The sequence below is a fragment of the Faecalicoccus sp. genome (assembly GCF_036552745.1).
Taxonomy (GTDB): Bacteria; Bacillota_I; Bacilli_A; order Erysipelotrichales; family Erysipelotrichaceae; genus Faecalicoccus.
In genome coordinates this window covers 1-5,349 of record NZ_JAXKBY010000071.1, presented here as the reverse complement: position 1 = coordinate 5,349, position 5,349 = coordinate 1, and the positions used below count along the sequence as shown (strand labels likewise).

Below are 5,349 nucleotides of genomic sequence, written 5' to 3'. Positions count from 1 at the left end.
ATCATTGATCTCACCCTCAATCGTTGCCCTGTATGTTTTTTCCTGTCCGTTTTCATTAATATAGGCAATCACACAGACATAACGAGCAGTCTTGATTTTTCCTTTAACCGCATCGATGATTGCCTGATTTTTGATCGCATAATCGGTATCTTCGCCCATAAAACGTGCTGAATACACACCCGGCCTTTTATCCATCGCATCCACTTCGATTCCACTGTCATCACTGATCACAGGCTCTTTTAAAACCTGATATAAGCTACGTGCCTTGATCAAGGCATTTTCTTCAAATGTCTTACCATCTTCTACAATTTCAATCTTCTTATTAAGATCTTTTAAGCATTTTACATTGGCCTTTCCTTGCAGCATATTTTGAAACTCTTCTACTTTATGCATATTGGAAGTCGCAATCCATATTGTTTTCATTTTTATCACCACAAGCATTATAGACAAAAAAAGAGCTCAAATCAATTTGAACTCTTTATACGTGCATAGCTTCTAAGATTACATCGCCCATAGCTTTAGTACCCACTTTTTTCATACCTTCCGTATAAATATCCTGCGTACGATATCCGGCATCCAAAACATGATGTACCGCCTGTTCAATGCACGAAGCTTCCTTTTCCATATCAAAGCTGTATCGAAGCATCATCGCTGCGCTTAAAATACAGGCAATGGGATTTACGATATCCATACCGGCAATATCGGGTGCCGAACCATGGATCGGTTCATATAAGCCTCTTGTGCCATCCCCTAAAGAACTGCTGGGGATCATACCGATGGAACCCGTGATCTGACTGGCTTCATCACTTAAAATATCACCAAACATATTTTCTGTGACGATCACATCAAACTGGCTGGGATCTTTACAAATCTGCATAGCACAGTTATCCACAAACATCTCACTGTATTCTACATCCGGATAATCTTCTTTGATCGACTGTAAGACTTTACGCCATAAACGAGATGTATCCAGGACATTAGCCTTATCAACCAGACAAAGTTTCTTACGCCGTTTTTGTGCCATTTCAAAACCAATGCGTCCAATTCGTTCGATCTCATGCCAGCTGTATGGCATAGTATCCACAGCTTTTTCTTCCTGATCTTCTATAAATGTTTCGTGCTTTCCAAAATAAACGCCACCAATCAACTCGCGCACAACCACAAAATCAATGCCTTTATCCACGATTTCCTTTTTTAATGGAGAAGCATCAGCCAACTGCGGCCATAAAGTAGCCGGACGATTATTTGAATAAAGCTTCATGCCGGCTCTTAGCTTCAATAATCCTTTTTCCGGTCGCTTTTCACCTGGCAAGCCTTCCCATTTAGGGCCGCCGATAGCCCCCAACAAGACGGAATCACAGGCTAAACATTTATCCAGTTCGTGCTGCGGCATGGGCTCTCCATATTTATCAATGGCAGCACCACCCATATTGATTTCTTCAAAGGTAAAGTGATGCGAAAACAATGTTTCAATTTTTTGTAGCACACGCAACGCTTCCTGCACAATTTCCGGAGAAGAACCATCGCCTCGAATTACACCGATTTTCTTTTCCATACGCTTATTTCTCCTTAAGGCTGGCCATCAAGCCACCTTTGTCAATAATGTTTTGAATAAATGACGGAAACGGCTGTGCCTGCCATTCTCTGTTCTGCGTGAGATCTTTGATGACCCCGGTGTTAAAATCCACCGTTACTTCATCACCAGCCTGGATCTGATCGGCTGCTTCTTCACATTCCAGAATCGGAAGTCCAATATTAATGGCATTGCGATAGAAAATGCGGGCAAAGCTTTTGGCAATGACCACACTGATACCACACGTCTTGATGGCAAGTGGCGCATGCTCTCTACTTGATCCACAGCCAAAGTTGTATCCAGCCACCATAATATCCCCACTCTGTACTTTTTGTACAAAGGAAGTATCGATATCTTCCATACAATGACTGGCCAATTCTTTGGCGTTGGGTGTGTTTAAATATCGTGCTGGTATGATGACATCGGTATCGACATTATCCTTATATTTAAATACGGTTCCTTTTGCGTTCTCCATCGATTATACCTCCCTTGGATCTGTAATATACCCAGTCAACGCACTGGCTGCAGCCGTATATGGGCTGGCTAAATAAACTTCACTGGATGTATCACCCATACGTCCGACAAAGTTTCGATTGGTCGTGGATACACAACGCTCATTTTCAGCTAAAATACCCATATATCCACCTAAACAAGGTCCACAGGTTGGCGTGGAAACCACACAACCGGCATCAATAAAACTTTCCGTATAACCCCGACGAAGACATTCTTTATAAATAGCCATCGTAGCCGGAATGATGATCACACGTACATCCGGTGCCACTTGTTTTCCATCAAGGATCTGATAAGCAGCTTCCATATCTTCCAAACGACCATTGGTACAAGATCCAATTACAACCTGATCAATCTTAATATTCTTTCCTTCTTTAGCCAAATGTGTATTTTCCGGTAAATGCGGATAGGAAACAGTCGGTTCCAAAGAAGAAAGATCAATTTCAATCGTTTTGATATACGAAGCATCATCATCCGCTTCATACACCTTCCATGGTCTTTGTGATCGCCCTTCCATATATTGTATGGTGATATCATCCACCGGGAAAATGCCGTTTTTGGCACCAGCTTCAATCGCCATATTACAAATACACAAGCGATCATCCATGCTTAAAGAAGAAACACCTTCCCCACAGAATTCTAAAGAACGATACAAAGCGCCATCCACACCGATCAAGCCAATCAAGTGTAAGATCACATCTTTTCCGGAAACAAAAGGAGATAATTTACCTTTTAAAACGACCTGAATGGCTTCCGGTACTTTAAACCAGGCTTTTCCGGTAGCCATACCCGCTGCCATGTCCGTCGAGCCAACACCGGTACTAAAGGCACCCAAAGCTCCATACGTACATGTATGAGAATCGGCACCGATAATACAATCCCCGGCCGTTACGATCCCCTGCTCCGGTAAAAGAGCATGTTCAATTCCCATCTTTCCCACATCAAAGAAATTCTTGATGGAATGTTTATGACAGAAATCACGACAAGTCTTTGACTGTTTAGCCGCTTTGATATCTTTATTAGGAACAAAGTGATCCAATACGACATTGATCTTTTCTTTATCATATACGCTATCAAATCCAGCCTTTTCAAATTCCTGAATGGCTACCGGCGTTGTGATATCATTTCCCAACACACCATCCAAATCGGCCATGATCAAGTGGCCGGCTGTTACTTCCTCTAATCCGGCATGGGCTGCCAGAATCTTTTGTGTCATTGTCATTGCCATAGTTTAATCCTCCTGCGGCTTATTGTTGATAGCCGAAACTAGTGCCTTGATACCGGAACGAATAATATCGGTATCCAAACCGGCACCCCAGCTGGTAGAACCATTTTTCCACTTCAAACCGATATAGCTGACAGCTTGTGAGCCACTGCCCATATCTTCCAACGAATGCTCGGTATAGGTTTCTAAGGCATAGCTGTAACCCATTTCCAGTTTGATGGCATTGCTGACGGCATCTAAACGACCATTTCCCTTGGCACTGCATTCATGCATCTGTCCATCTTTTTCAATACTCAACATGGCGGTAATATTATTTCCCTTTTGTTGAATATAATGTGCTTCTACGATGTGTAGCGGCATCATCTTGTTACAATATGTCTCATTAAAGACTTGATAAATTTCCTCCGGTTTTAACTCCTTGTGATTTTTATCACTGATATCTTTAACGACGTATCCGAAATCTTCACGCATCTTAGGCGGCAAATGGAATCCGTGACTTTCTTCCAGAATATACCCGATTCCACCTTTTCCACTTTGTGAATTTACACGAATCACATCCGCATCATATGTACGTCCCACATCCGTTGGATCGATTGGCAAATACGGACAGTTCCATTGATGTTGTTGATGGACTTTTCGATAGTGCATACCTTTGGCAATTGCATCCTGATGCGATCCGGAAAAAGCCGCAAACACAAGACTGCCGGCATAAGGCTGACGATCGTTGACCTTCATTCTTGTGACACGCTCATACACTTCACAGATGTGCGGCATATTCGAGAAATCCAGTTTGGGATCGACTCCATGCGAATACATGTTCATGGCTAATGTAATCGCATCCACATTTCCGGTACGTTCTCCATTTCCAAATAAACAACATTCTACACGCTGTGCCCCAGCCAACAAAGCCAGCTCGGTATCTGCTACACCGGTTCCCCGATCATTATGCGGATGTGTCGATAAGATAACCGCATCACGATATTTCAAACGATCTGAACAATATTCGATCTGATTGGCATACACATGCGGCAAGCTCATCTCCACTGTTACCGGTAAATTGATGATCATCGGTCGATCCACTGTTGGCTGCATCACATCCAAAACCGCGTTACAAACTTCCAAAGCGTAATCTGGTTCCGTTCCTGTAAAAGATTCCGGAGAATACTCAAACAGGAAATTTCCTTCATATTCTTCGGATAACTTCTTGACTAACTTAGCACCTTCTACGGCAATTTGTTTGATCTCTTCTTTTGATTTTTGGAAAACTTGTTCTCTTTGTGCCACACTCGTTGAATTATAGAAGTGAATTACTGCACGAGGTGACCCTTTGACTGCTTCAAATGTCTTTCGAATAATATGATCACGACACTGTGTCAATACTTGTACTGTTACATCTTCCGGAATCATATTTCTTTCAATGATCGTTCGCAAGAATTCATACTCCGTTTGACTGGCAGCCGGAAAGCCTACTTCGATTTCCTTAAACCCGATTTCCAGTAACATCTGATAAAACTCAAGTTTTTCTTCCAAAGACATCGGTACAATCAATGCCTGGTTTCCATCTCTTAGATCAACTGAACACCAGGCCGGTGCCTTTTCAATGTGATCCTTTTTGACCCAGCGATATTCATTTTCCTTTGGTGGATAATAACCTGGGGCATACTTACTTGCATCCATCATGTTTTCAATCTCCTTTAACCAATAAAAAGTCCTCATCCCCAAGGACTTATGCCTTGAGAGACGAGGACTATAACGCCATAGTTTCCCGCGGTACCACTCTCATTGTCACAAACTAGTAACCACTCATTACAATCAGCTAATGCGAATTGTTTTCTCCTGATAACGGTGAGTTTCCGTCTTTACTTACTTGTTTCAGTAAAGCTGCTCAAGGGTGAGTGTGTCAAAAAGATATTTACGATTTTTCACCAGCCAATCGCTCTCTTAAAAACATCATTTTTTGACAGCTCCCTGTCATCGCGTTTTTTAACTTAGTTGAAGTATATCAACAGTATTCAAAGATTTCAACACCAAAATGTAACTT

5 protein-coding genes and 1 other annotated feature are annotated in these 5,349 nt (G+C 42.1%); all 5 genes read right to left on the bottom strand.

The window, feature by feature from the left end; genetic code table 11:
• On the bottom strand, positions 1–423 hold a 423-nt coding region (locus U0M88_RS03460; protein WP_331868921.1), incomplete at its 3' end, for a non-canonical purine NTP pyrophosphatase.
• A gap of 55 nt (positions 424–478) precedes the next feature.
• A complete protein-coding gene (gene leuB / locus U0M88_RS03455; RefSeq protein ID WP_331868920.1) occupies positions 479–1,555 on the bottom strand; it encodes a 3-isopropylmalate dehydrogenase in 1,077 nt (358 codons plus the stop codon).
• A 4-nt stretch (positions 1,556–1,559) separates the two neighbouring features.
• A complete protein-coding gene (gene leuD / locus U0M88_RS03450; RefSeq protein ID WP_168966173.1) occupies positions 1,560–2,048 on the bottom strand; it encodes a 3-isopropylmalate dehydratase small subunit in 489 nt (162 codons plus the stop codon).
• 3 nt (positions 2,049–2,051) lie between these two features.
• Positions 2,052–3,311, bottom strand: coding sequence for a 3-isopropylmalate dehydratase large subunit (gene leuC / locus U0M88_RS03445; RefSeq protein WP_168966171.1), 1,260 nt, complete (start codon positions 3,309–3,311; stop codon positions 2,052–2,054).
• Positions 3,312–3,314: 3 nt separating this feature from the next.
• Positions 3,315–4,988: a 2-isopropylmalate synthase gene (locus U0M88_RS03440; protein ID WP_331868919.1), complete on the bottom strand. Its 1,674-nt coding sequence runs from the start codon at positions 4,986–4,988 to the stop codon at positions 3,315–3,317.
• A 53-nt stretch (positions 4,989–5,041) separates the two neighbouring features.
• Positions 5,042–5,292 (bottom strand) — a binding site (T-box leader).
• Between the last annotated feature and the right edge of the window lie 57 nt (positions 5,293–5,349).

What these genes read in the sequence shown, in the direction of transcription:
- leuB (WP_331868920.1), bottom strand. Translation starts at nt 1,555, where the DNA reads ATGGAAAAGAAAATCGGTGTAATTCGAGGCGATGGTTCTTCTCCGGAA.
- leuD (WP_168966173.1), bottom strand. Translation starts at nt 2,048, where the DNA reads ATGGAGAACGCAAAAGGAACCGTATTTAAATATAAGGATAATGTCGAT.
- leuC (WP_168966171.1), bottom strand. Translation starts at nt 3,311, where the DNA reads ATGGCAATGACAATGACACAAAAGATTCTGGCAGCCCATGCCGGATTA.
- U0M88_RS03440 (WP_331868919.1), bottom strand. Translation starts at nt 4,988, where the DNA reads ATGATGGATGCAAGTAAGTATGCCCCAGGTTATTATCCACCAAAGGAA.